At 65.0% G+C, this 25,083-nt stretch carries 13 protein-coding genes, 2 other RNA genes and 1 pseudogene; 9 read left to right on the forward strand and 7 right to left on the reverse strand.

Annotated features, from left to right (window positions below):
* Window positions 1-492 (forward strand): cellulose binding domain-containing protein (locus XdyCFBP7245_RS17275; protein WP_244907840.1); only part of this gene is annotated, 492 nt, incomplete at its 5' end.
* A 274-nt stretch (window positions 493-766) separates the two neighbouring features.
* Window positions 767-2,845: pseudogene (locus XdyCFBP7245_RS17280) on the forward strand (methyl-accepting chemotaxis protein); the annotation flags it as partial.
* Window positions 2,846-3,192: 347 nt separating this feature from the next.
* Here the strand turns inward: XdyCFBP7245_RS17280 and XdyCFBP7245_RS17285 are convergent.
* Window positions 3,193-5,871: a PAS domain S-box protein gene (locus XdyCFBP7245_RS17285; RefSeq protein ID WP_244907850.1), complete on the reverse strand. Its 2,679-nt coding sequence runs from the start codon at window positions 5,869-5,871 to the stop codon at window positions 3,193-3,195.
* A gap of 104 nt (window positions 5,872-5,975) precedes the next feature.
* On the opposite strand from XdyCFBP7245_RS17285, the gene XdyCFBP7245_RS17290 reads away from it, so the two are divergent.
* Window positions 5,976-8,855: a M16 family metallopeptidase gene (locus XdyCFBP7245_RS17290; RefSeq protein ID WP_104616754.1), complete on the forward strand. Its 2,880-nt coding sequence runs from the start codon at window positions 5,976-5,978 to the stop codon at window positions 8,853-8,855.
* A gap of 755 nt (window positions 8,856-9,610) precedes the next feature.
* Complete coding sequence (locus XdyCFBP7245_RS17295) at window positions 9,611-10,531, forward strand: GAF domain-containing protein (protein ID WP_244907842.1); 921 nt, start codon at window positions 9,611-9,613, stop codon at window positions 10,529-10,531.
* A gap of 80 nt (window positions 10,532-10,611) precedes the next feature.
* On the opposite strand, the gene XdyCFBP7245_RS17300 is transcribed toward XdyCFBP7245_RS17295, so the two are convergent.
* A complete protein-coding gene (locus XdyCFBP7245_RS17300) occupies window positions 10,612-11,628 on the reverse strand; it encodes a hypothetical protein (protein WP_104616782.1) in 1,017 nt (338 codons plus the stop codon).
* A 351-nt stretch (window positions 11,629-11,979) separates the two neighbouring features.
* On the opposite strand from XdyCFBP7245_RS17300, the gene XdyCFBP7245_RS17305 reads away from it, so the two are divergent.
* Window positions 11,980-12,056: non-coding RNA, sX9 sRNA (locus XdyCFBP7245_RS17305), on the forward strand.
* Window positions 12,057-12,151: 95 nt separating this feature from the next.
* On the opposite strand, the gene XdyCFBP7245_RS17310 is transcribed toward XdyCFBP7245_RS17305, so the two are convergent.
* Together XdyCFBP7245_RS17310 and XdyCFBP7245_RS17315 are read right to left on the reverse strand one after the other, a co-directional pair.
* Window positions 12,152-12,227, reverse strand: a non-coding RNA gene (locus XdyCFBP7245_RS17310) — sX9 sRNA.
* Between the two features lie 226 nt (window positions 12,228-12,453).
* A complete protein-coding gene (locus XdyCFBP7245_RS17315) occupies window positions 12,454-13,206 on the reverse strand; it encodes a DNA-formamidopyrimidine glycosylase family protein (RefSeq protein ID WP_104616783.1) in 753 nt (250 codons plus the stop codon).
* A 105-nt stretch (window positions 13,207-13,311) separates the two neighbouring features.
* Here XdyCFBP7245_RS17315 and XdyCFBP7245_RS17320 point away from each other — a divergent pair, with 105 nt between their 5' ends.
* Complete coding sequence (locus XdyCFBP7245_RS17320; RefSeq protein ID WP_104616756.1) at window positions 13,312-14,088, forward strand: DUF72 domain-containing protein; 777 nt, start codon at window positions 13,312-13,314, stop codon at window positions 14,086-14,088.
* 460 nt (window positions 14,089-14,548) lie between these two features.
* Window positions 14,549-16,222, forward strand: coding sequence for an alpha,alpha-trehalase TreA (treA, locus tag XdyCFBP7245_RS17325; RefSeq protein ID WP_104616757.1), 1,674 nt, complete (start codon window positions 14,549-14,551; stop codon window positions 16,220-16,222).
* 461 nt (window positions 16,223-16,683) lie between these two features.
* Here the strand turns inward: treA and XdyCFBP7245_RS17330 are convergent, their stop codons facing one another.
* Window positions 16,684-18,780 (reverse strand): NHL repeat-containing protein, encoded by a 2,097-nt coding sequence (locus tag XdyCFBP7245_RS17330; RefSeq protein WP_104616758.1) that lies wholly within the window; start codon window positions 18,778-18,780, stop codon window positions 16,684-16,686.
* 121 nt (window positions 18,781-18,901) lie between these two features.
* Here XdyCFBP7245_RS17330 and XdyCFBP7245_RS17335 point away from each other — a divergent pair, with 121 nt between their 5' ends.
* On the forward strand, window positions 18,902-19,597 hold the full coding sequence (locus XdyCFBP7245_RS17335) for an AIM24 family protein (RefSeq protein ID WP_005993016.1): 696 nt from the start codon (window positions 18,902-18,904) through the stop codon (window positions 19,595-19,597).
* A 177-nt stretch (window positions 19,598-19,774) separates the two neighbouring features.
* On the opposite strand, the gene XdyCFBP7245_RS17340 is transcribed toward XdyCFBP7245_RS17335, so the two are convergent.
* Entirely contained in the window at window positions 19,775-20,686 is a 912-nt protein-coding gene (locus XdyCFBP7245_RS17340; protein ID WP_104616759.1) for a CorA family divalent cation transporter, read from the reverse strand.
* Window positions 20,687-20,970: 284 nt separating this feature from the next.
* Window positions 20,971-22,344 carry a D-serine/D-alanine/glycine transporter gene (gene cycA / locus XdyCFBP7245_RS17345; protein ID WP_104616760.1) on the reverse strand — a complete coding sequence of 458 codons (1,374 nt, stop codon included), beginning with the start codon at window positions 22,342-22,344 and terminating at the stop codon, window positions 20,971-20,973.
* A 556-nt stretch (window positions 22,345-22,900) separates the two neighbouring features.
* Between cycA and XdyCFBP7245_RS17350 the strand changes: the two genes are divergently transcribed.
* Window positions 22,901-24,673, forward strand: a complete 1,773-nt coding sequence (locus XdyCFBP7245_RS17350; RefSeq protein ID WP_104616761.1) for an expansin EXLX1 family cellulose-binding protein — start codon at window positions 22,901-22,903, stop codon at window positions 24,671-24,673.
* Window positions 24,674-25,083: the final 410 nt, after the last annotated feature.

Here is a 25,083-nt window from a genome sequence, read left to right on the forward strand (position 1 = left end):
CAGCGTCGCCGAACGTCAGTTGCATGGATGATTCCTCAACACGAGGCGGGTAGTGTCGCGCATCTGCCGTGCTTTGTTCAGAGGTTCCCTAACAGCGGCGATACCGGCGGCATCCTGCGTGACGACTGGACCACCGTGCGCCAGGACAAGATGACGCTGCTGCGCACGTTGTGGGGCACCGTGGGCACTACCACACCCACTCCGACACCTACGCCTACGCCTACGCCGACCCCGGGCACCGGCACCTTCAGCACCAAGGTCATCGTGGACAGCAGCTGGAGCGGCGGCGCGTGCAACCGCGTGCAGGTCACCAACACCGGTACCGGCAGCGGCACCTGGTCGGTGACGGTGCCGGTCGCCGGCACGGTCAACAACGCGTGGAATGTGGTGTGGTCGCAGAGCGGCAGCACCCTGCGCGCAAGTGGCGTGGATTTCAACCGCACGCTGGCCGCCGGTGCAACGGCCGAGTTCGGCTTCTGCGCAGCAAGCTGATGTGAAAGGCGGGTACGCACTGCGTGCCCGCCGTCGTATCGCGCGATCGAACGTCTGGATGTTCAGGAGATGGCGCCACGTCGCGATTGATCGAGCAAGCAACATGGTCGATGTGCGGTGCCTGCGACCTGTCTACAGACAACAGACCCGTGTAGGAGCGCACCNGGCGCTGCCGCAATCAATATTCAACCCGCATGTGAATCAGCCGCTATCCATGACATAGCGCCCTGCGCGGCGCGTTCTGGATACCGTTGCCATGCCCGTTGTTTCCCTGTTGCGTCGCCATGTTGCCAATCTCCCGCTGACCCGAAAATTCGTCCTGTTGTGCACGCTACTCACTGTGGGCGTGATCCTGCTCGCAGTCGCTGCGGCACGTCTGCAATATCTGGATCTGGTCGAGGCGCGCAAACTCAGCGTCAGGACCGAGGTCGAGATGGGCCTGACGGTGATGTAGCACTACGCCGACAAGGTCAAAAGCGGCGAGCTGACCGCCGATCAGGCAAAGGACGCGGCGCGCACCACGCTGGCCGACATGCGCACCAACGATGGCGTAGATTACTTTTTCATTGTCGACCCGCAGATGCGCATCCTGATGCATCCCAAGCGCCCGGTCGGCACCGACATGTCCGATTACAAGAGCGATGCCGGGCAGTATGTGTATCGCGACATCAAGACCGCCATCGACAGCGGCGATGGCTTCAGCTATTACGACGCGCCCAAGCCGGGCAAGAAAGAACAACTGCCCAAGATCAGCTATGCCAAGACGTTTCCTGCCTGGAACTGGGTGCTGGTGATGGGCGTGTACGCCGAAGACATCCAGGTGCAGGCGTGGGGCTTTACGCGCACACTGACCTTGATCGGCGGCGCACTGGTTGCGATGGTGATCGGCCTGTGCTGGTTGATCGCCTCGGCGATGGCCGCACCCTTACGCGCCGCCTCACGCACCGCCGAGGCGATTGCCTCGGGCCGGTTCGACAACGACATCCGGGTGGAATCGCGCGATGAAACCGGCCAGTTGATGCACAGCATGCAGCAGATGCAAAACCAGCTGCAGCGCTTCAACGGCGAGATGCAGACCATGATTCGCCTGCAGCAGGGCGAGAACATCGCGCACCGCATTCCGGAGGATTTTCCCGGCGATTACGGCAGCCTGGCGCATGGCGTGAACACGGTGGTGTTCGAACATCTGGACGCGATCAACGAAGCGATGGATGTGATGAGCGAATACGGCCGCGGCGATCTACGCCGCGACATGCGCCGCCTGCCCGGCCAGCGCGCGGCATTGCACGAAGCGCTGGATACCGTGAAGAGCAACCTGTCGGCGATCAACAGCGACATCGCGCGCTTGGCCGATGCCGCCGCGCGTGGCGACTTCTCCGCACGCGGCGAGCAGTCGCGCTATCAGTTTGCGTTTGCGGAAATGGTGCAGGCCTTGAACCGCCTGATGCAGCAGGCCGATGCCGGTCTGGACGATGTGGGCCGCATCATGGCCGCCATTGCCGACGGCGATCTGTCGCAGCGGGTGGAATCGCACTACGAAGGTGCCTTCGGCCGCCTGGCCGATGCCGCCAACCGCACCGCAATCCAGCTGACCAGCATCGTGCAGGGCATCCAGCATTCGGCCGAGATGATCAATACCGCCGCCGGTGAGATCGCCAGCGGCAACACCGACCTGTCCACACGTACCGAACATCAGGCCGCGAACCTGGAAGAAACCGCTGCATCGATGGAAGAATTGACCTCTACCGTGCGTCAGAATGCAGATAACGCGCGCCAGGCCAATCAACTGGTCAAAGGCACCGGCGATGTCGCCGAAAGCGGCGGCCGTGTGGTGCAGCAAGTGGTCGTCACCATGCAGGCGATCACGCAATCGTCGGCACGTATTTCCGACATCATCGGTGTCATCGATGGCATCGCCTTCCAGACCAATATCCTGGCCTTGAATGCCGCAGTGGAAGCCGCGCGCGCCGGCGAACAAGGCCGCGGCTTTGCAGTGGTCGCAACCGAGGTCCGTGCATTGGCGCAGCGCTCGGCCGGTGCGGCCAAGGAAATCAAACAACTGATTTCCGATTCGGTGGAAAAGGTGGAGCAAGGCTCGGCGCTGGTGCAGCAGGCCGGCAGCACCATGACCGAGGTGGTCAGCTCGGTGAAACGCGTGACCGACATCATGGCCGAGATCACCTCCGCCAGCACCGAGCAGAGCGCTGGTATCGAGCAGGTCAGCACCACGGTGATGCAGCTGGATGAAATGACCCAGCAGAACGCGGCGCTGGTGGAAGAAGCCACTGCGGCGGCGCGCAGCCTGGAAGATCAGGCAGCGGATCTGACGCGCGCAGTGGCCGTGTTCCAACTGGCACCGGCGCAGCCTGCGTCGATGCAGCGCCATCGCGTCGAGCAGGCTGCGTAGTAGTGCAGCAACACTACTGCAAGTAGGCCAAGTCTTGATGCAACAGCACCACGTGGAGCGAGCCACGTCGTGCTGTTGCATCACGTCGAACAAGCTGGGTGGTAAGCGGGATGGCTTGCGGTTGCGCTTCGCGCGGACGCACCCTCATCCGCCCTTCGGGCACCTTCTCCCGAGGGGAGAATGAACCGCGCGCACTCCGCTGCTCAAGCCCCTCTCCCGCTGGGAGGGTGATGGTGCCCCGTCGGCCAATATGCGGCGACAAGCCAAGATACGCATTACCAATGCCGCTTGTCTCAACGCGCAGCGTCGCGGCGGTTCATTGCTGCGTCCTTGCTGCAGCGCGCATTCTTTGCGGCATACATCGCTTCGTCTGCGGCATGCATCAGGCTTGCCGCTTCGGCCTGGTCGCCGTGTTGCCAGGCGATGCCGATGCTGGGTTGGATCGGTAGCCGCTGCTCGCCGAACAGGGCGCCAGCGGAAGCCGCATGGCGGATGCGCTCGGCAACCCGCGCGCAGTCGGCGTCGGGCGTCTGCAGATTGTCCAGCAGCACCACGAATTCGTCGCCGGCCAGACGTGCCACCAGGTAACGGCCTTCCACCGCGCGCTGCAGGCAATGGCCGAACTCCACCAGTACCGCATCGCCGGCGCGGTGGCCGTAGGTGTCGTTGATGCGTTTGAAGCCATCCAGATCCAGAAACATCACCGCCACCGCGCGCTGCAACCGATGCGCCTGCAGCACGGCGGTCTGCAATGCCTCGGTCCAGGCATGGCGGTTGGGTAGGCCGGTCAGCGCATCGCGGGTGGCGCGCTCGTGCATCAGGCGGTGCAAGGTCTTGTGGGCGGTAACGTCCTGCGCCATCAGGAAGAACCCTTGCGCACCGCCCAGCAGGCGTCGGGTTCCTGGCACCAGGGTGATCTCCATATCGCGTGCGTTGCCACCCACGCGCAACACGTGCTCGAAACTGGCGCGCTGCCCGTCGGCCACCTGCGCCAATGCGGTGCGCGCAGTCGCGCTGAGCGGCGCGCCCAGCAGATGGGTGATCGGCGCGCCGACCAGGCTGGCCGGCTCCACGCCCAGCCAATCTCGGTGCGCTTCGTTGGCGAACAGGCAGCGCTGGCTGGCATCGAACTGGCTGACCAGCGCCGGGGTGGCATCGCTGATTGCGCGCAAGCGCGCTTCGCTCTCGGCCAGCCGTTCGGCGGCCACATGGCGCTCGGTGACGTCCTGGATCTGCGACACAAAATGCACCGGGGCACCACTGCCGTCGCGCACCAGCGACACCGACAACTGCGCCCAGATCACCGCGCCTTGCTGGCTGATGTAGCGCTTGGCCAGGCTGTAGCTGTCGCGCTTGCCGGCGATCAATTCCTGCACCAGTTGCAGATCCATTTGCAGATCGTCCGGGTGGGTGATCTGCTGGAAGGTCGTGCGCAGCAATTGCTCGCGCGGGTAGCCGAGAATGCTGCACAAGGACGGATTGACGTCGCGCCAGGCGCCCTCCAGCGAAACGATCGCCATGCCTTGCGGTGCGGTTTCGAAGGCGCCGGTGAAGCGTTCGGCGGCCAGCTGCGCGGCGGCCTGCGCCTGCAGCTCCGCAGTGACATCGATGGCCATGGCCAGATACCCGGCAAGCCCTTGTTGCGCATCGTGGATGACGTTGAAGCACAGCCGCACCCGGCGCAACTCGCCGTCCTTGCGCACCAGCGTCCACAGTTCTTCGGTCAGCACATTGCCGGCGGCCGCCGCCGCCAGTTCCACATACGCCAGCGGCGACAACGCCAACGTGGCCATGTGGCGCTCCAGCTCGGCCTGCAGATGGAACCGCGACGGGCAGCTGCCCAGCACTTCGTCGGCCGCGTAGCCCAGCAGTTGTTCGGCACCGGGATTGAACAACTCGATGCGCCCCTGCGGGTCGAAGGCGATGATCGCCACGTCCTGCGAGGCATCCACCAGCGCCTGCAGCCGCGCGCGCTCGGCAGACAAGGCCGCCGACGCATCCCGCAGCTGGGTGATGTCGTGCATCACGCATACCGCGCCCAACGCAGTGCCCTTGTCGCCGACCACCGGATCTGCATTGCACAGCACGCTGCGCGGAGGCTGCCCGTTGGCACGGATCACCAGTTCGGCATTGCGCACGTGCTCGCCGCGCCAGGCACGCAGTAGCGGGATGGCCTCGGTGGGCAGCAGAGCGTTGCCGTCTGCGCTGTACAGATCGAAATGCTGCGCCCATTGCGCCGGTGGCAGCACGCGCGGGTCGGTGCCATGCCATTGCCGCGCGGCGTTGTTGAACTCGCGCAGCAGGCCGTCGGTGCCGCAGGCCACCACGCCGTCGGGCATGGCTTCCAGCAACATGCTCAAGGTTTGCCGTTGCGCCTGCGCATCGCGCCGATCGCGACGCGCTTCCAGCTGGCCGACCGCCTGCCGCGCCAGACGGATCAGCGCCTGTTTCTGATGGTCCTCGAGCACGCGCGATTGGGTGCTGAGCGTGCACAGGGTGCCGTAGGCATAGCCTTCGCGGCCGATCAGCGGCACGCCGACGTAGGAGCGCACCCCGGGTGCGGCGATCACCAACGGGTTGTTGACGAAGCGTGGGTCGGCCTCGGCATCGGGGATCTCCATCAACTCGGTGCCCATCACCGCGTAGGAGCAGAACGACACGCTACGCGGTGTGCCTTCCAGGTCGGTGCCGCAGCGCGCCTTGAACCATTGCCGGTCGGCATCCAGCAGCGACACCAGTGCCATCGGCGCGCCGGTGACATGCGCCGCCAGCCACGCGATATCGTCGAACTCGGGCTCTGCTTCGGTGTCCAGCACGCCCAGACGGCGGACCGCGTCCACGCGCAAAGCATCGTTGGCGGGAATCGGCACGGGCGGCAACAGGACGGTCATGGCGTGATCGGCGGGCGGCGTGTGGGCTAGGTAGGTCGCACCAGGTAACGGCGAGGCGACGATCAACTTGAGTGCACCCAGCCGTGGCTGCTTTGGGGCCTATCCCACCCCCCATGCCGAACAGCATTTGCGGCCTCGCCAAGCAGCCACTACCCTCGGCCGATTGTCCTGCTCTGGAGTGTCACATGCTGCGTCCGTTGTCCTTGTTGATCGCCGGCGTGCTCGGCGTCGCTGCCGGTACCGTTCCGCCCGTCGCACAGGCCGCCCCGGCCAGCCTGTCCAAGACCGCGGACAGCAGCGCCATTCCCGACATCGCCTACACCCGCTTCACCCTGCCCAACGGCCTGACCGTGGTGGTGCACGAGGACCACAAGGCGCCGGTGGTGGCGGTGAGCATCTGGTACCACATCGGTTCCGGCGACGAGCCGGCCGGCAAGACCGGCTTTGCGCATCTGTTCGAGCATCTGATGTTCTCCGGCTCGGAAAACAACAAGGGCAGCTTCTTTGCGCCGCTGGAACAGGTCGGCACCACCGACATGAACGGCACCACCTGGTTCGACCGCACCAACTACTTCGAAACCGTACCGACCACCGCGCTGGATACCGCGCTCTGGCTGGAATCGGACCGCATGGGCCACCTGCTCGGCGCCATCGGCCAGGAAGAACTCGACACCCAGCGCGGCGTGGTGCAGAACGAAAAGCGCCAGGGCGAAAACCGCCCCTATGGCCGCGTGGACCAGAACATCCTGTCCAACCTGTTCCCGGCCAACCACCCGTACCAGCACGACACCATCGGCTCGATGGAAGATCTGGACGCGGCCTCGCTGGGCGACGTCAAACAGTGGTTCAACGACAACTACGGCGCCGCCAACACCACCCTGGTGCTGGCCGGCGACATCACCGTGGCACAGGCGCGCGCCAAGGCACTGCAGTACTTCGGCGATATCCCGTCCGGCAAGCCGGTGGCGCGTCAGCAGCCGTGGGTCACCCCGCTGGCCGCGCAGAAGCGCGGCGTGCAGCACGACCATGTGTCGCAGCCGCGCATCTACCGCACCTGGGCCGCGCCGCAGCTGGGCACCGACGACATGATCCAACTGGATCTGGCCACCACCGTGCTGGGTGGCGGCAAGACCTCGCGGCTGTATCAGCGCCTGGTCTATCAGGACAAGCTGGTCGATGACGTGTCCGCCTCGGTGCAGCCGTTTGCGCTGTCCAGCCAGATGCAGATCCAGGCCGACGTCAAGGACGGCGTGGACCCAGCCAAGGTCGAGGCGGTGATCGACGAAGAACTCAAGAAATTCATCGCACAAGGCCCGACTGCCGACGAGTTGCAGCGCGCGCAGGTGGCCTACCGCGCCGGCTTCGTGCGCGGGCTGGAAAAGGTCGGTGGCTTCACCGGCAAGGCGGTGCTCCTGGCCGAGGGCCAGGTCTATCGCGGCGACCCGGGTGCCTACAAAAAAGATCTGCAGCGCGGCCAGGCCGCCACCGTGGACAGCGTCAAGCAGGCCTCCGCCACCTGGTTCGGCAAGGGCGACTATCTGCTCACCGTACTGCCGGCCGGCAAGGATTTCGACCCGGCTGCCGAAGACAAGGCGGTGGTCGCGCGCGCCGCCGAACCAGGCAAGCCGGCGCCCAAGCTGCCCGCCGCGGGCAAGTACACCGTCACCGCTTCGAACGTGAATCGCAGCACCGGCGTGCCCAAGACCACCCAGTTCCCTGACCTGAGCTTCCCCAAACTGCAGCGCGGCAAGCTGAAGAACGGCATCGAAGTGGTACTGGCCGAGCGCCACACCATCCCGGTTACCCAGGTCGAGTTGCTGTTCGACGCCGGTTACGCCGCCGACCAGGGTAAGAAGCTCGGCACCGCCAGCTTCAGCGCCGCCCTGATGAACGAGAGCACCGCGTCGCTGGATTCGGTGGAAGTGGCCCAGCGCAAGCAGCGCCTGGGCGCGATCACCGGCGTCGGCTGCGATCTGGATAGCTGCAGCGCCTCGCTCAATGCCCTCAACGACCAATTGCAGCCATCGCTGCAGTTGTTCTCCGACATCGTGCGCAACCCGGCGTTCAAACCGTCGGACATCGAACGCATCCGTGGCCAGTGGCTGGCCGGCATCGCGCAGGAAAAGACCAAACCCACCAGCCTGGGCCTGCGTGCGCTGCCGCCGCTGCTGTACGGCGACAAGCATCCGTACGGGATCCCGCTCACCGGCAGCGGCACCGAGGCGGCGATCAAGAGCCTCAATGCCAAGGACCTGCAAGCCTTCCATGGCCAGTGGCTGCGCCCGGACAACCTGCGCATCCTGGTCGCCGGCGACACCACGCTGGCGCAGATCATCCCGCAGCTGGATGCCGCATTCGGCGACTGGAAGGCGCCGGCCAGCCCGCTGCCGAAGAAGAACCTGGTCGACGTGGCCGTGCAGCCCAAACCGCGTGTGTACCTGATCAACCGGCCGGATGCGCCGCAGTCGGTGATCCTGGCCGGCCTGCTGGCACCGTCGACCAAGACCCAGGACAACCTGGCCATTGGCGTGGCCGACGATGCCTTCGGCGGCACCTTCACCTCGCGGTTGAACATGAACCTGCGCGAGAACAAGCGCTGGGCCTACGGTGCCGGCACTCGTTTGATGGATGCCCAGGGCCAGCGGCCGTATCTGTTCTCCGCACCGGTGCAGACCGACAAGACCGCCGAGTCGGCCAACGAGATCCTCAAGGAAGCCCGGGCCATCGTCGGCGACAAGCCGCTGACCGACGAGGAGATCGAAAAGATCAAGAACCAGAGCATCCGCGCCCTGCCCGGCAGCTACGAAACCACCACCGCCGTGCTCGGCGCGATCGAGGGCATCGTGCAGTTCGACCGCCCGGACGACTACGTGCAGACGCTCAAGCCGCGCCTGGAAGCGATCGACCAACCGGCCGCGCAGAAGGCCATCGCACAGATCATCAAGCCCGACGCAATGACCTGGGTGATCGTGGGCGACCTGAAGAAGATCGAAGCCCCGGTGCGCGCGCTCAAGCTGGGCGAAGTGCAGGTGCTGGACGCCGACGGCAAGCCGGTCAAGCGCTGACTCGGTGCCCGTGCCCCCGCCCGTTTGCCAGATGCAGACGGGCGGGGGCAGTGGTGGGTTGGTTCGGCATGGATGGTTTAGGTGATTCGTCGGTCGGTTGGCCGGTCGATCGATCAATTGGTCGCTAGGTTGTTCGATTGGTTGGTTGCCGACCGTGGATTGGCCGCCTGTTCGCTTGTTTGGCCGGTTGTGGAGTAGCCCGTTGAGCAGTGACCGAGCCAGTGGTCAGCCGGGCAATGGATTGCCCGGCTGTTCGCGTGGTCGATCGACTGGTCGGCTAGTCGTGCGCCGTTTGCAATCGGCCCGTTACGCTATCCGCACCACACCGCCGCCCGACTATGTTTGGGCCAGCGGCTATTTGATTGCTCGATCGCTCGCTCGACTGTTTCGTTGATTGACTGCTGGCGGCTAGCAATCAGCAGTAGCCGCAGCTGGACCATCGGCGCTTGGCATTGCGGCCCGCTCAAGCTGAGCCGTACGCCACACCCCACGCATCCGTGCAGCACTTCGATTTCCAGCGGCGGCAACTGCTGGAGCGAACGACAAAACGACCGCGCTCACCGCCGGGCGGGCGCGGCCGGTCTGCGTTACGGCATCCACCGCTCATACAGTGCGGTTCTAAGTGCGCCGCCCATACGCAGCTGACAACCGCTCGCCGCCTCTTAGCCGCCCTAAATATCGACGCCATGTTATCGGCCGCTCCGGTAAGGTTGGCGGCTGTCCTCGACAAGTAATTGGCCGATTCGATGAAAGAGATGCCGACGGTAGATGAAGCCTCCCGCCAGCAGGTCCTCGATGGGTATCGCATCGTCGACAGCCTGCCGGAAGAGACGTATCAGGACATCGTTCGGGTGGCCGCATCGCTGTGCGATACGCCCATTGCGCTGATGTCGCTGGTGGATCGCGACCGCCAATGGTTCAAGGCCCAACTGGGTCTGGGGCTGCAACAGACCGATCGCAGCCAGGCGGTGTGCGACCACGCCATTCGCGACCCGAGCCACCTGTTGGAAGTGCCGGACCTGACCAAGGACCCGCGGTTTCGCGATATTTCCGTGGTCACCGGCGACACCGGCGCACGCTTCTACGCAGGCATGCCGTTGGTGACGACCGAAGGCGTGGCGCTGGGCACCGTGTGCGTGCTCGATATCGAACCGCGCACGCTCAACGACCTGCAGCGCACCGGCTTGCAGGCGCTGGCTCGCGTCACCATGAACTTGCTGGACGCACGCCAGGAAGCGCTGCACCAGGAGCGCGCGGCCATCCTGCAGCCGGCCGCCGCCGCGGCAACTGCGCTGGATGTCGAAGCGCCGTACCGGCTGGTGATTCTGGAAGTGCAGGAGCTGGCCGCCCTGGCCGAACGCCAGAGCGAACGGCTGCTTGGCCGTAGCTTGCAACAGCTCGACCAGGCATTTGCCGCACTCGTGCAGGGGCCGGGCAATAGCATCGACCGGGTCACCGAGAGCGCGGAATTCATCGCCGTCCTACGTGGCCCCGATGCCGATCGCACGCTGCAACAGCTGCGCGACGTCGCGCACTTGCAACATGCACTCGGGCTGACGGTCTTACTCGGCGAAGCACAAGCCACCCGCGCCGACGAACCGATCGGCCAGGTCTTTTTACGCGCGGAAATTGCGCTGAGCGCAGAGAAGGATCGTTACCGGCAGAGTCTGGCGTAGGCGGCTTCGCCGCTGCCGTACCACCCCGTACGAACGCCCTGCCTTTGAGCCAAATTTACAGCGCACCGTAAATGCCCCACCTACCCCACCGCGCACTGCTTCAATTGCCGGTCGGCATACCACAGCGCGCGGCGGGCCAGGTCGTAGGCGCTGTCTGCCTGACGTGGCAACAGCTGTGCAGCCATCACCGGATCGGCGCCGTTGTTGAGCGCGTGTTCGGCGCGCTCCAGGTCGGACAAATGCGTGCGGACCGGCGACAACAACGATTTGCGCTTGGACGCATCGCAGTGGGCACTGCGTTGTTCCAGCGCTACCAATGCCTCGCGGATGCGGCGGCTGGCTTCGCCCTTGAGGTCGGGTAAGGTTTCGTGCGCGATCGGCGCGGCCTTGTACGCATCGCCGGTGGCTTCGCTGCCCATTTCGGCCTGATTTCCAGCCAATGCAGGATTGAAGCGCACATCCGGCGGCGGCCGCGCCTTGGCCACCTGCGTCTGCGGCCCGTTGAGCATGTCGTTGAACTTCTTCATGCCGCGATTCATTTCCTGCATCGCCACATCGCCCAACGTGCCGTCGCTCTTCCAATCCTTGGCAAAGCGCGTGTCCTGGTACTGCACCGGGTTGCCCCGTTCCATCACATTGCGTGCCTTGGCCTGCGCCCGCGCGTCGGTCATGCCCGGCGGCACTGCGTCGCCTTGCGCCATCGGGTCGACCTTGGTGTCGAGCGGCATGCGCAGACGGCCCTCGCGGGTATACAGCTGCGCTGCCATCGATGCATCGGCCGGCGCGTTGGCGGCGGCGACCTGGCGTTGCGGCGGCGGGGTGCGCGTGGGCGGTGGCGCGCGGCGGGCAGCCGATGCGGAAGCGGCTGTGGCGCGTTGTTGCCGCTTGGGCTGCTCCTGCGGCGGCGGCTCGGCCGGCGCCGGCTGCGTCACTTGCGGACGCGGCAGGAAATACACCTGCAGGCTCTCGTCTTGTTGTGCGGTCGGGCGCGGAGCCGGCATATACAGCAACAGGCACGCAAGAAAAAACAGGATCGCGCCCGTGCATGCGGCTGCAGCAACATGCGGGACAAGCGCTTCCTTCCTGCGGGTAGTCACAATGCGGGAGACCGATAAGGTGAGAGACGGGCACCGCACCACCAACCCCGATGCGGAACGCGCAAATCTAGCGGCAGCGACGCTTACGCGCGTTTGAAATTCGTTGTCTGCCCGAAAGGGACCAGCCGCCATTCACATTGAGCGCACGCTTTGGCTGAACCGTTCGCCTCATCGGCCGACGTGCGCAATGTTCGGTATCCGATGACCTGCCGGCAGGCCAGGCCCGCTCACTGCATGACACGAGCGCACCTCGGCACGTCTAGGCGCGCCAGTTTCTGTACATCGGCCGGCACCGGCAGACGATCGGCCAACAGAACGATGGGACTCGTCGCCAGGCGTGCGCAGCGCACCATGTCGCACCCATACATTCCGGTTCTGAGTGCACCGTCCTCACCCATCCGACGACCGCTCGCCCCGCTCTGTTCGCCGCTTTACGTTCGACACCATCCACGTGCATGCGCTGCGCTGGATGATGCAGGGCACCTCATCGCACAATCGCCTGCAGTTCGGGCGGCTTTAGAGCGGCTAACAAAACGTAGCGAGCAGTCGTCAGGTGGGTGTGGACGGCGCGGAGGAACCGGAGTGTACGGGTGGTACATGAGGATTTCGAGCACCGGCCGCGCCCGCCTGGCGGCTGCACAGTAGTTTTGTTAGCTGCTCTTAATAGCGATGATGCCAACGCGCAATCACCTGCCGATGTCCGCGACCGGCTCGCTGAGAGTTCGCCTCGACATGCAGTGCTGACACACACCTGATCCAGACCCTCTCGCAGCCGCGCACCAATGGGTCCATCTACGCAGCAATCGGCAAGCGAACCGACTGCGCCTATGCGTCCTCTGCCCGGTACAGCCGCTGACACACCTCGCAGAAAAATGCGCGTCGTCCGGTCTTGCCCAGATGTTTTCGATACTGCAGGGGCGCGCCGTCGCGCGGGCAGCTGGTCTTGGTGTGTACCTGGTAGTGCTGCTTCAGCACAAAGGCTTTCTTCCAGGTGTAGAAATCGAAACTGTACGCGCGCGCCTGGGTCACCAGCTCGCCGAGCTTGCGCGCCGGCAACCCACCCACTGCGCTTTGCGGATGCACACGGATGCGGTGCAACACCTCGTTCTTGATGATGTTGCCGACCCCGGCAAAAATCGTCTGGTCCAGCAAGGCATCGGCTGCAAGCATGCCGGGTGCGGCACGTAATTTACGCCGTGCCTGCGCCGCATCCCACAGCGGATTCATCACATCTGCGGTCCAGTCGTAGACCTCATCCAGTGGGCGTTCGATGAACTGCACCGAGCATGCATAAAAATTCAGGCGCTCACCCTTGGAAAATTCCAGACTCAGCCGCGGCACCGCATTGGGCTTGTCTTCGTTGATGCGATAACTGCCGAACAACAAAAAGTGGATGCGCACGCTGAACTGCGCGCATTCGATCAGCAAGTGCTTGCCCCAACTGCGCAGGGCCAGCACTTTTTGTTGATCCAGGCGCGCGATGTCCAGCTTGCTGTTTCCGCTCACGTGCAGGATTTTGCGGCCGACAAACGCGGCAGTGTCTTCGCGCAGGATGACGAGTGTGGGACCTTCTGGCATGCGTCCAGTATCGAAGGCGATCGTGAGTTGGCCGTGATCGCGACGCACACGCAATGCTGACAGGCGGACCTGCATAGAGGGCTGCCGCACAGCGCATTCCCTGTCATGCCCGCTCGCTTTCCGATCGCCGATACACGTGTGCGTTGCGGCTGCGCAGGCTGGTCGATTCCCGCCGTAGGCCGCGCGCGCTTCGGCACAGGCGCCACGGTGCTGCAACCTTACGCAACGCGCTTTGACGCGGTGGAAATCAACTCTTCGTTCTATCGCCCGCATCGCGCCAGCACCTACGCGCGTTGGGCCGACAGCGTGCCTGAAGATTTCCGTTTTTCGGTCAAGCTGCCGCGCAGCATCAGCCACGATGCGCGCCTGCGCGGTACCGGCCCGTTGCTCGACGCGTTTTTGGCGCAAGCCGGCGCGCTGGGCACGCGACTCGAGTGCCTGCTGGTGCAACTGCCGCCCAGCGCCGCCTTCGATGCACGGGTGGCGGCCAGGTTCTTCGCACTGCGGCGGCGGCGCTGGCAGGGCGCTGTGGTCTGCGAGCCGCGCCACGCCAGCTGGTTGCTGCCAGCGGCGGTGGCGCTGCCGACGCGCCACCGCATCGCGCGCTGCGCCGCCGACCCTGCGCCGGTACCCCAGGCAGCAACACCGGACGCGAGCGTCGCCCCGCCCTACTGGCGCTGGCATGGCAGCGCGCGCGTCTATTACAGCAGCGACGACGAGCGCGCGCTGCAGGCGCTGGCCGATGCAGTGCGCGCCACGCCACACCTTGCGCGGCAGCCGCCAGCCGAACGCGGGGTGATCTTCGACAACACCGCCGCCGGCCTGGCCGTGCCCAACGCGCGCAGGCTGCAGGCGATGCTGGGGGTCGAACGCGGGGTGTAGGCCTGCGACAGCGCCCGCTGCACGCGGTTGCGCCATCGCCCGCCGACGCTTGCACGTCGACACGCCGGTCCCAGCTGTACAGGCCGGCGCGTCAGGGACACCAATGCCCAGGCCCTATATGCGCCAGGTCGCCGGCGCCACGCAAAGCGCTACGCGGCAGATGACCCCAGTGCCTCCATCGACGGCGCCCCGAGCCGGCGCAGCAGCGCTGGCCGCCTGCCCGACCTGGCGCACTTCTTGCAGCGATGACACCCGACGCAGTCCGCCGTCGTTGCGCTCAAGCTGCCTGAATCGGCGCCGATACGCCTTCATCGGGCACGTTGCGGCAGCGCGCCGGATCACCTTGCTGAATCCCGTTGTCACTGCGCGAAGTCTGTCGGCGTTCCGGCACCTCACGCGGTCCCGCCCGCCACTTCGGTCGTTTACCATGCCCTACGCCACTGCCCGTTCTGGAGATGCCATGAGTTCTGCCGCGCCCCCGTGCTGCACGTCGCTGCTTGGCCTGTCGCTGAGCATGTTCGTTGCGCCGTGCACGCTGACTGCCGCGCCGCTGGATACTCCGGTCGTCAACGCGCCTGCGTCCACGCCGCCGACGCCCGATGTGGCCTACCCGGAACTGTTCCAGGCGGTGCAGAGCGGCGAGCTGTTCGACGACCAGAAGCATTTCGTCGACTTTTTGCCGCTGCGCGACCCGGCCCTGATCAACGCCGACTATCTGGCGCAGCACGATCACCCGGGCTTCGATCTACGCAAGTTCGTGGATGCCAATTTCGAAGAATCGCCGCCGGTGCAGACCGACGCCATTCGCCAGGACACCGCGCTGCGCGAGCATATCGACCTGCTGTGGCCGAAGCTGGTGCGCAGCCAGACCCACGTGCCGCCGCACAGCAGCCTGCTGGCGCTGCCGCATCCGTATGTGGTGCCGGGCGGGCGTTTCCGCGAGGTGTATTACTGGGATTCCTACTTCACCATGCTTGGCCTGGTGAAGAGCGGCGAGACCACGCTCAGCCGCCAGATGCTGGACAACTTCGCCTACCTGATCGACACCTACGGGCATATCCCCAACGGTAACCGCACCTATTACCTCAGCCGTTCGCAGCCGCCGTTCTTCTCCTACATGGTGGAATTGCAGGCCGGCGTGGAAGGCGAGGCGGTGTATCAGCGGTACCTGCCGCAGCTGCAAAAAGAATACGCCTACTGGATGCAGGGCAGCGACGGGCTCAAGCCCGGCGAGGCCGCGCGCCATGTGGTGCGCCTGGCCGACGGCAGCGTACTCAACCGCTATTGGGACGAGCGCGACACGCCGCGCCCGGAAGCCTGGCTGCACGACACCCGCACCGCCGCCGAAGTGAAGGACCGCCCGGCCGCCGAGGTCTACCGCGACCTGCGTGCCGGCGCCGAAAGTGGCTGGGATTACACCAGCCGCTGGCTGGCCGACGGACAGAACCTGCGCACCATCCGCACCACCGCCATCATCCCGATCGATCTCAACAGCCTGCTGTATCACCTGGAGCGCACCCTGGCCCAGGCCTGCACGCAGCCGGGCGCCGAGTGCACGCTCGATTACGCGGCACTGGCGCAGCAGCGCAAGCAGGCCATCGACGCGCATCTGTGGAACGCGGCCGGCTACTACGCCGACTACGACTGGCAGACCCGCACGCTGAGCGACCAGGTCACTGCCGCCGCGCTGTACCCGCTGTTTGCCGGCCTGGCGTCGGACGCGCATGCCAAGCGCACCGCCACCGTGGTGCGCGCGCGTCTGCTGCGCCCCGGCGGCCTGGCCACCACCGCGGTAAAGACCGGGCAGCAATGGGATGAGCCCAATGGCTGGGCGCCGCTGCAATGGGTGGCGGTGGACGGCCTGCGCCGCTACGGCGAAGACGCGCTCGCGCGCACCATCGGCGAGCGTTTCCTCACCCAGGTGCAGGCGCTGTTCGCACGCGAGCACAAGCTGGTCGAAAAATACGGCCTGGACGCTGCTGCGGCTGGTGGCGGCGGCGGCGAATACGCATTGCAGGACGGTTTCGGATGGACCAATGGCGTGACCTTGATGCTGTTGAATCTGTATCCGGGCACCGACAGCAAGACCGCGCCTGCAAAGCGTGTGCGCAAGAACGAAGCGACCACGCGCTGAGTGTCCCGCTGTGATGCCGGGCAATACTCGGGCATCACGGTGATCGGTTTTGCACCGCCAGCAAGCCAGCAGGTGGTTGCCGCAACGCGTGCGCACGCGCGGCTGCTATCGTCTTGATGCGGCGACATCGCTTGAAACGGCGATTGCACTTCGCGTCCGTCAGCATATGCAGGCGCTGACGAGACATCAGAGACGGGTTTGAGGAGCTGCGACATCTCGCATCGGCTGTCGTCGGCATGCATCCCGCGCCGGCCGCATTCGCGCCACGTATTTCTCACGGTGCGCTGTTCAACGCAGCATCTGCGCCCGTCAGCAACCTGTGCCACTGGGCACGCGACCAAGCGCACAGGCTGCTGCATCATCGAGGCGGCACCAGAACGAGGCGAGACATCAGCGCACTGCACCGCACCGTACTCAAATGATTCCGCCCTGCCATCAATCACCGCCGCCATCGCCGCGGATCATTCCACCCGCACGCGCAGATCGCGGTTGGTCGTCGCCGTGTTGCCGCTGTAATCGCGTGCGGTAATGCGCAGTGTGTAGTCGCCCGGCGCCAACGCACCGGCTTGCCACTGCCCACTGCCGAGACGGCCATCGCGCACCGTGTTGCTGACCAGATAGCGGAACCGCGTCACCGCGCTGCCGTGCACGGTGATGCCGCTGTCCGGCGCATAGGCGGTCAAGACGGCATCCGGGTCGCTGGGCATGCGGTCGAACACGATCGTCATGCGCGGCGCGGCCTCGCCCGGCAATGCCACGCCCTGCGCATCCAGCACCTGGTAGCCCAGCGCGTACAGCCCCAACCGGCGCCGCGGCAGATTGCGATCTACCTGATCCCAGGCCTCCACCACGATCTGCACCGCCGCCGCGCGCGGCACCTGCACCACGCCCTTGGTCACCGGCAATGGCTGACCCGCAGCATCGAGCAGGCTCACCTTGTCGATGCGCGGCGCCACATGATCTGCGTAGCCCACAAACCCCAGCTGCACCGCATTGCGCTCGAAGCCGTTGGCGCCCACGGTCAGATGCACATGCGCCATGCCATTGAGCGTACCCAGCGCATCGCCGGCGCGAAACCGCGTGCCGCGCACTACGCGCATGCGTTCGGGCTTGCCGTCCGCATCCGTCAGCAGATGGAAGCGTTGCGGGTCCAGCGGCTTGCCTTGCGCGGTACGACCCACGCGCAGATGGAGGTAGCCGATTGTATCCAGCGCCATCCCTTCGCTCAATTGCCCAAGCCCCCAACTGGCATGGGGGCTGGATACCTTGGCATCGGCAATCGCAAAGACCGTCTGACCGACATCGCCGCGGATATCCAGGCCCGCATGCAGATGATCGCGGCTGAGTCCCTGGTAGTTGCCGCGCACTTCGCCGAGCGTGCCGACCACCTCGTGCCAGCCGGTCTGCGGTTGCAACGGCCAGCGGCCTTGGGTGACAGGCAAGGGCTGCGCGTCGGCCGGCCCGACCACGGGCGTGTCGTCAACGTTCGCCGCCGTTGCCGGCACCAGCCGATGCACGCGTGCGCTTCCCGCATCGCTGACATACACCGCGCCCTGCGCATCCACCGCAATCCCCGCCGGGCGCGACAGGCGTTGCATCACATTCTCGCCGCTCATCGTCACCACATGCCCGGCGCGCGTCACCTGCAACACGCGACCGCTTGCATCGCCCACGTACAGCACGCCGTCGTGGGTGATGGCGAGCGTCATTGGCCGATACAACAGCGGGCTGCGGTCGGCGGGATCGCCGCCGACCAAAGTAATGACGCTGCCATCGGCGGCGATACGGCGGATCGCATCGTTGCGCATGTCCGCCACCCACACTGCACCGTGGGCATCTACTTTGAGATCGGTCGGGGTGTCGAAGCGCGCCTGCTCGCCGACGCCATCGGCCATGCCGGGCAAGGCGCCGCCGGCTAGCGTGCGCACCTGACCGCCGGGCTCGATGACGCGAATGCGGTCGTTGTAGGTATCGGCGACGTAGACGCGCCCGCGCACATCCACCGCCACGCCGATCGGCCCATTGAAGCGCGCCTGCGCCGCCGCACCATCGCGAAATCCCGCACTGCCGTCGCCAGCGAGGGTGGTCACCACGCCTTGCGGCGTGCGCTTGCGGATCGCGTGATTGCCGGTGTCGGCGATATACAGATTGCCGGCGGTGTCGAAGGCGATCCCCGAGGGCGTATTGAACGCTGCGGCCGCGCCGATGCCATCGGCAAAACCTTCTCGCCCGCCAGCAAGGGTCTGCACGTTGCCGTTGAGTACGGTGCGGAGACGGTTGTTGTCGCCACCATCGGCGATGTACAGCGTGCCGTGCGCGTCGATCGCCAGGCCATAGGGGTCGGCAAATTGCGCTTCGGCCGCGCGGCCATCCTGCGCGCCACGCACACCGTTGCCGGCCACCCACTGCAGTTGCGCCGACCAACCCAATGGGGTTGCAGCCGGACCCTGTGCCTGCGGCACTGCCGTTGGCGCGGGCACCCACCACCAGGTCGCCAGCACTGCGGTCGCGGTTGCTAGCAGCACTGCGCAGATCCACAGCTTGCCTCGTGTTGCCATGCCAGTCGCGTGTATGGGAGGAACCGCACTTTAAACGCGTTCGGCAACGTGGAGCGTTGAACGCGGCGCCACGCGTGCGACAACGCCACGAGTTGTTCAGAGGTTCCCTAGGGATGGACCCATGGCCGTACGCTCGCTCAACGAATTTCTCGCCCACTCCAAGGAAAAGGACGTCAGCCCCGATCCGTTCGAGCTGGAAAACCCGCATCTGCTGGAAGTGCGTCTGGATGGCATGGTGTGGTCCAAGGCAGGCGCCATGGTCGCGCGCACCGGCAACGTCAAGTTCACCCGCGAGGGCTTGCTGGAACAGGGGCTGGGTAACCTGCTGAAAAAGGCGGTCAGCGGCGAAGGCATGCAGCTGATGAAGGCCGAAGGCCAGGGCCGCGTGTATCTGGCCGACCTCGGCAAGCTGGTCACGCTGCTACGTTTGAATGGCGAGGCGATCTTCGTCAACGGCAACGATGTGCTGGCATTCGAGCCCGGCGTCGAACACAAGATCACGATGATGCGCAAAGTGGCCGGCATGCTCTCCGGCGGCCTGTTCAACGTGCGCCTGAGCGGCCACGGTATTGTGGCGATCACCTCGCATTACGAACCGCTGACCCTGCCGGTGACTGCCGCCAGCGGCCCGGTGTTTACCGACCCGAATGCCACGGTGGCGTGGTCGGGCACGTTGACGCCGGAGCTGGTGACCGATGTATCGATCGGCACGCTGTTCGGCCGCGGCTCGGGCGAAAGTCTGCAGATGCGCTTCGCCGGCGAAGGCTGGGTGGTGGTGCAGCCGTACGAAGAAGCCAGTTTCCAGGCCAAGGGCTGATCGTATGGTGCCCAGCCGCGCGGTTGCGTGGCTGGGCACTTCATCTGCATGCGCAGTGCGTTATTGGCGCATGTCGTGTAGCAGCGCACTCGGACGCGATGTGGGTTTATCGCCACTACCCTCGCGCCCAGGTGCGCTCCTACGAGCGGGTGCGCTCCTACGAGGTAGCGGCGTGCATCACACCCAGCCGCGCTTGCGGAACCATGCCAGCGGAATCACCACGCTCAGTGCGATGACGCCCAGCGCCCAGAAATACGCATCGTGCCCCTTGAGCTCGGGCATGTAGGCGAAGTTCATGCCCCAGATGCCGACCAGCACGGTGGGCGGAATGCCGACCACCGACGCCACCGCCATCACCTTCATCACGTTGTTCTGGTCCATGTTGATCATGCCCAGCACGCTGTCGAGCAGGAACTCGATGCGGTCGTCCATGTGCTGCTGGAATTCGCTCAAGGTGGTCAGGTCCTTGTGCAGCATTCCGATGCGCTTGGCCGCATCTGCGGCGAACCAGTCCGGCGCGGCGCCGTCCAGATAGGTGATCAAGCGCAGCATGCCCTGCCCGGCGTTGTGCAGCCCGCCCAGCTGGCGGCCCATACCGCCCACCTGGTGCAGCATGCGCTCCAGATCCTTGGTGGTGTGCGGGTTGTCGAACACCTGCTGCGTGGTCTCGGTGACCTGGGCTTCGAGCGCTTCCAGGCGGTCTGCCAGGCGCCCGACCAATTGATCGAACATGCGCAGCAGCAAGTCGTCGGAACTGTGGCAGGGCTCGCGCTCCAGCCGCGCAACCAACGCGTCCAGCGAGCCGATGCGCTGCTCGCGCTGGGTCACCAGCATGCTCGGCGACAGCGCAAACCCTAGCGGCGCGGTCGGGCCATCGTCGTCCTGGAAGCGCGGCACATTGAGAAACAGCACATCGCCCTGGCGGCGCACCCGGCTGCTGAATTCGATCTCGCCGATGGCCGCACGGTCGGGCAGCGCAAACCCCACCCGCTTGGCGGTGTCGGCCAACTCCTGCGGACTCGGCTGGCACAGGTCGACCCAGTAACCTTGTGCGTGGTGGGTTCCGGCAATCGGATGGATCGTGAGCATGCGGCAGGCCGTGGCAGTGGATGGCCGCGAGCATCCGGCCCCGCTTCATCGGCGTCAACGCCAACGCACCGGCACGCTCAGCTGACAGTGGCCTTCATCGCGGCGACGTGTAGCCACTCAAGCAATGGAATCGCATTGCGAATGCCTGCCTGCGGCACAGATCGAGCGAGCCAACCAGATTGGCTGCCTGCGGAGCGGTGCGCGGCCTCACAGTGCAGTGCAGTGCAGTGCCGCGCAGACCAAGCCGGCACGTCACGCCGTGCCAGCGATGCCATGCTTATCTGTCAGACACGCATCTGCCGCTGCTTCACCGCATAGCCGACCGCCAGGATCAGGAACCACACCGGGCTGGCCAGCAGGGCCTGGCGCGTATCGGCCTGCAAGGTCAGCAACACCAGAACGAACGCAAAGAACGCCAGACACACGTAGCACATCAGCACACCGCCAGGCATTTTGAACGCCGAGACGGCATGCTGCTCCGGGCGCTTGCGCCGGTACGCGATGTAGGCGCACAGGATCAGCGACCACACGAACATGAAGAGCACCGCCGACAAGGTGGTAACCAGCGTAAATGCGGTGACCAGGTTGGGGATCAGATACACCAGCATCGCCCCCAGCAACAGGCACACGCAGGAGAACAGCAGACCGCGCGCCGGCACCGCCGCACGCGAGAGCTTGGCGAACCCCTTCGGCGCATGCCGTTCTTCGGCCAGACCGTAGAGCATGCGGCTGGTGGAAAAGATGCCGCTATTGGCCGACGAGGTGGCCGAGGTCAACACCACGAAGTTGATCAGGCTCGCTGCCGCCGGCACACCGGCCAGCACGAACAACTCCACGAACGGGCTCTTGTCGGCCACCACCTGCCGCCACGGCGTGACCGCCATGATCGCGATCAGCGCCAGCACATAGAAGATCAAAATGCGCACCGGAATCGAGTTGATCGCCTTGGGCAGATTGCGCTGCGGGTCGGCGGTTTCTGCAGCGGTGGTGCCCACCAGTTCGATACCGACGAAGGCGAACACCGCGATCTGAAACCCGGCGAAAAACCCGCCGATGCCCATCGGGAACATACCGCCGTCGTTCCACAGATTACTCAGCGAAGCCACGTTGCCGGACGGCGAGCGGAAGCCCCACACCACCAGACCTGCGCCGGTGACGATCAACGCGCAGATGGCGACGATCTTGATCAGCGCAAACCAGAATTCCATCTCGCCAAACAGCTTCACCGTCACCAGATTCAACGTCAGCAGCAACAGCACGCACGCAATCGCCGGAATCCACGGCGCCAATCCCGGAAACCAGAATTGAGCATACGCGGCAATGGCAATCACATCGGCGATGGCGGTGATGATCCAGCAGAACCAGTAGGTCCATCCGCAGAAAAATCCGGCCCATGGCCCGAGCAGATCGGTGGAGAAATCGATGAACGACTTGTAGTCCAGGTTGGACAGCAGCAACTCGCCCATCGCACGCATCACGAAAAACAGCATCGCGCCGATGATCAGATAGACGAACAGGATCGATGGACCGGCCAGACTGATCGTCTTGCCCGAACCCATGAACAACCCGGTGCCGATCGCCCCGCCGATCGCAATCAACTGCAGGTGGCGATTGGACAGGCTGCGTTGCAACTGGTCGGGTGCGGACAGATCGGACATGGGGACGGCACCAGCAAGTGAACAAGCCGTCAAAAATACGAGATCGCGCCGGCTGGCACCAGCGTCTGATGCGCACTCCGTTCGCATGAACGAAGCAGGCACACAATGCAGCGGCCCGCTTCAACATGCTGCGGTGGTGGTCTCTGATACGCAGCGCAACGGCCGATAGCCATCTGCTAGCGCATCGATTGGTGAGGCCCCTCCGTTGCATTTGCCAGCGGCACGCTTCGATGTCAGCGTGGAAGACTTCGACGCCCCTGGCATTGCCATGCGCCGCCGCTGCACGACGCTGCCGGTCCACATGCCCACCGACTGTCATCCATCCATTACAGCGTGTGGCTGTCATGCAAGCAGCCAGTCTCACGCTCGCCATCTGAGACGACTATGCAGAGCCAGATGACAGTCGTGCGGCATTTCGCACAAACAGCGACCCCCATCCCAGTGCGGCCGTCTGCTCACGGTGCTGCGCACACTCCAGCCCGCTTCCTTGACTGGGCGCACGGACCGCACGCGGCAATCGCTGGTCTGCTGCATCGCTCGCCTCCAGGAGACTTCCATGCAAACACTTATCCATCTATTACTCGCGCTCGCACTGCTCGCCCCTGTGACCGCACTGGCCGTGGAGGTCGATCCGCAGGGCCGACTTGTCGATGCGCAAGGCCAGGCACTGCAGATTCGCGGGGTGACCTGGCCCGGCTTTGATCGCACTGCATTGGCGGCTGTCGGTTTGCGCGACAGCACGCTGGCGCAGGTGCTGGATCAGATGCAGGCCGCCGACATCAATGCCGTGCGCGTGCCCATCTGCGCGGCAGCGCTGCAGGGCACCCCAGTGGCGGCGGCAGAGGTTGCCGGCGACCCGGCATTGCGTGGGCTGGATGCATCGCAACTGCTCGATGCGGTGGTGCATGCCGCCAGCCAACGCGGCATGCAGGTGATGTTTGCGTTTGCCGATGGCCGCTGCGATGACAGTGCACCGCAACTGGGCACACAGCAGCAGGCATGGATGCGCGGCCTGACCGGTCTGGCGCGTCGCTACCGCGACGCCACCGGTGTGATCGGCATCGATCTTGGCAGTAGCGGGTATCGCAATGCCAACTGGGCAGGCAATACCGCAGAGGCGGACTGGAATCGCGTCGCATCGCATGCGGCTACCGCCGTGCTGGCGCAGGCGCCGCGCTGGGTGGTCGGCGTGGAAGGTGTCGGCAGCAACGCGCTGTGTAGCGATTCCGCACGCAAGGCCGCTGGCAGCAATCTGCAGCCGTTGGCCTGCGCGCCGCTGCACATCGCACCGCAACGCCTGGTGTTGATGCCCAAGCTGGCCGGCCCGGATCGCGATGCGGCCACTGCATTTGCTGCGCCGGATTTTGCACAGGCATTGCCTGCCACCTGGCAGCGCGACTTCGGGCAATTTGCGCGCAACCACGCCGTAGTCCCGGTCAGTCTTGGCGGTGGTCTGGGCGATGGCGATCCGCGCGACCCGACATGGCAAACCGCACTCAGCACCTACCTGACCAACAGCGGATTGCGCAGCGCGTTTCTCGGCAGCTGGGAAGTAGGCAATGCCAACAACGGCGGCCTGCTGGCGCACGATGGCAGCCCGCGCGCAGACAAGCTGCAGGTCTTGCACCAGGCCTGGGGCATCGCGCCGGCAGCGTCTGTCGCCGCATCGGCGAAACGTGCTGGCGCAAAGAACGCCAGCAAGGCTACGCCCTGGAACAGCACCTTCACCGGCACCGCAACGTACACCGGTTCTGGTTATTCCGGCGGTGCACTGCTGCTGGATCCGATCCCGAGCACCGCGTTCATCACCGCACTCAACCCGACACAGCTGAACTTCGGCGGCATCAAAGCGGCGATGGCCGGCGCCTATCTGGAAGTGACCGGCCCCAAGGGCAAGACCACCGTGTACGTCATCGACCTGTATCCGGAAGGCGCCTCCGGCGGTCTGGACCTGTCGCATAACGCCTTCGCGGCGATCGGCGACATGGTGGACGGGCACATCCCGATCAGCTGGAAGGTGATCCGCGCACCGGTCACCGGCAATGTGCAGTACCGCATCAAGGAAGGCAGCTCACGCTGGTGGGCCGCGATCCAGGTGCGCAACCATGCCTACCCGGTGGTCAAGTTCGAGGTGAAACAAGGCACCACCTGGAAGAGCCTGCAGAAGATGGATTACAACCATTTCCTTGGCGAACAACTGGGCAATCAACCGCTGTCCATCCGCATCACCGATATCCGCGGCAAGGCGATCCTCGACACGATTCCCGCGCTCTACGAAGACGGCAGCCACCCGGCATATTTCAAGCCTTGCAGTGTGCAGTTTCCGTGATTGGGAAGTCGGGATTTGGGATCGGTCGTGACGTAATTGATATCTAATTTGGCGCGCGCTTCTGGTCGCGTGCAAATGCGTGACTCAGCTTAGCTTCGTCATGCAACCTCGCGCGGCGCAGCGATCGACGCCCCTCTCCAGGCGAGGCGAGGTGCACTGCTTGCACCGCTGGCTTGCAAACCTTGGAGCGCCCGCGCCATACGCGGGCCGGGGACCTACCCGGGGGTGCAGTAAAAGTCAGGGCGAAGCATCTGCACTTTCGTCGTTGACTGAAGTCGTCTCTGCTCACTTCAGTCGTCTCTGCTCGCTTCGCAAAGGCACCTTCCACGCAAAACCTTTGATCTGGCGACCTCACAGCAAGCGCCGCATCAAGAACGCAACCAGCCCGGCAGAGCACAACTAACCCGCTT

This window comes from Xanthomonas dyei (genome assembly GCF_002939865.1).
In the GTDB taxonomy this organism is placed as follows: Bacteria; Pseudomonadota; Gammaproteobacteria; order Xanthomonadales; family Xanthomonadaceae; genus Xanthomonas; species Xanthomonas dyei.

Bases quoted from the DNA above. Each gene is read 5' to 3' on its own strand.
- XdyCFBP7245_RS17290 (WP_104616754.1), top strand. From the start codon at position 5,976: ATGCTGCGTCCGTTGTCCTTGTTGATCGCCGGCGTGCTCGGCGTCGCT.
- XdyCFBP7245_RS17295 (WP_244907842.1), top strand. From the start codon at position 9,611: ATGCCGACGGTAGATGAAGCCTCCCGCCAGCAGGTCCTCGATGGGTAT.
- XdyCFBP7245_RS17315 (WP_104616783.1), bottom strand. From the start codon at position 13,206: ATGCCAGAAGGTCCCACACTCGTCATCCTGCGCGAAGACACTGCCGCG.
- XdyCFBP7245_RS17320 (WP_104616756.1), top strand. From the start codon at position 13,312: ATGCCCGCTCGCTTTCCGATCGCCGATACACGTGTGCGTTGCGGCTGC.
- treA (WP_104616757.1), top strand. From the start codon at position 14,549: ATGAGTTCTGCCGCGCCCCCGTGCTGCACGTCGCTGCTTGGCCTGTCG.
- XdyCFBP7245_RS17330 (WP_104616758.1), bottom strand. From the start codon at position 18,780: ATGGCAACACGAGGCAAGCTGTGGATCTGCGCAGTGCTGCTAGCAACC.
- XdyCFBP7245_RS17335 (WP_005993016.1), top strand. From the start codon at position 18,902: ATGGCCGTACGCTCGCTCAACGAATTTCTCGCCCACTCCAAGGAAAAG.
- XdyCFBP7245_RS17340 (WP_104616759.1), bottom strand. From the start codon at position 20,686: ATGCTCACGATCCATCCGATTGCCGGAACCCACCACGCACAAGGTTAC.
- cycA (WP_104616760.1), bottom strand. From the start codon at position 22,344: ATGTCCGATCTGTCCGCACCCGACCAGTTGCAACGCAGCCTGTCCAAT.
- XdyCFBP7245_RS17350 (WP_104616761.1), top strand. From the start codon at position 22,901: ATGCAAACACTTATCCATCTATTACTCGCGCTCGCACTGCTCGCCCCT.